The 972-nt window shown below is 46.2% G+C and carries 2 rRNA genes; both read left to right on the top strand.

The annotated features are described in order from the left end of the window. Window positions 1-49: 49 nt before the first annotated feature. Window positions 50-167, top strand: a 5S ribosomal RNA gene (rrf, locus tag HMPREF1556_RS06300). Window positions 168-685: 518 nt separating this feature from the next. Beyond that, window positions 686-972: ribosomal RNA gene (locus HMPREF1556_RS06295) — 23S ribosomal RNA — on the top strand; the annotation flags it as partial.

Below are 972 nucleotides of genomic sequence, written 5' to 3'. Positions count from 1 at the left end.
GAAGAAGGAAAGGTTCAAAAAGCACATAAATGTAATACTGCTAAATTGGTCCGGTGTCGATGCGGTGAGGGGCAACACCCGTTCCCATCCCGAACACGATGGTTAAGACCTGACCGGCTGAAAATACTGCATTGGTAACGATGCGGGAAGATAAGTGGATGCCGGACCTTTTTATAAAAAGAATAAGAAAAGACGAAGAGCGGAAGGCTCCGGGAATTCACGATTCCATTCGTTGCTGGCGCGAAAGCGCCGAAACAAAGGATGCATCTGATGATGCCGTATCTCACCCTGAAGGGCTCGATACAGCGTGCAGGCACGCTATAAAAAACGTCTTGTTTTCTGCTTTAGGAAAGCGAGCTTTCCACAGCATCAAACATTCCGTTTTTTGCATCGTACGATGCGTACTCGTACCTTGAAAACTGCATATCTGCAAGAAATAATTATTCTATTAAATTAGAGTAAGACATCCGAGGGATACTCGAAAGAGTATCGAAAATGTAAACATAGAAACAAGCCATGGAAGCGCACGCTAGCGCTTCTGATCGATTCCTGCGCAGATCGAATCCTGAAAAGCGGATTCGATTAGGGCGTACCGCCCTATAGATTTCCTCGAAAATATCGTTTTACAGGCGAGCCTGCAAACGAATTTTCTCGTAAATCTGCACGTCGGAATCTGATTAAAATTGGTTAAGCGAAAAGAGCATAGGGTGGATGCCTAGGCACTGAGAGCCGAAGAAAGACGTGATAAGCTGCGATAAGCGATGGGGATTGGCAAATACGAAGTGATCCATCGATTTCTGAATGGGGAAACCCACATGAGAAAACCTCATGTATCCATGCGCCAATAGATAACGCATGGAAGGGAACCCGCTGAACTGAAACATCTAAGTAGGCGGAGGAAAAGAAAGAAACATCGATTCCGAAAGTAGCGGCGAGCGAAATCGGAAGAGCCCAAACCGTGCTGCGTGCAGC

It is taken from the genome of Porphyromonas sp. oral taxon 278 str. W7784 (assembly GCF_000467855.2).
GTDB lineage: Bacteria > Bacteroidota > Bacteroidia > Bacteroidales > Porphyromonadaceae > Porphyromonas.
The sequence above is the reverse complement of the archived record's forward strand: the minus strand, read 5'-3'. Positions and strand labels throughout refer to the sequence as shown.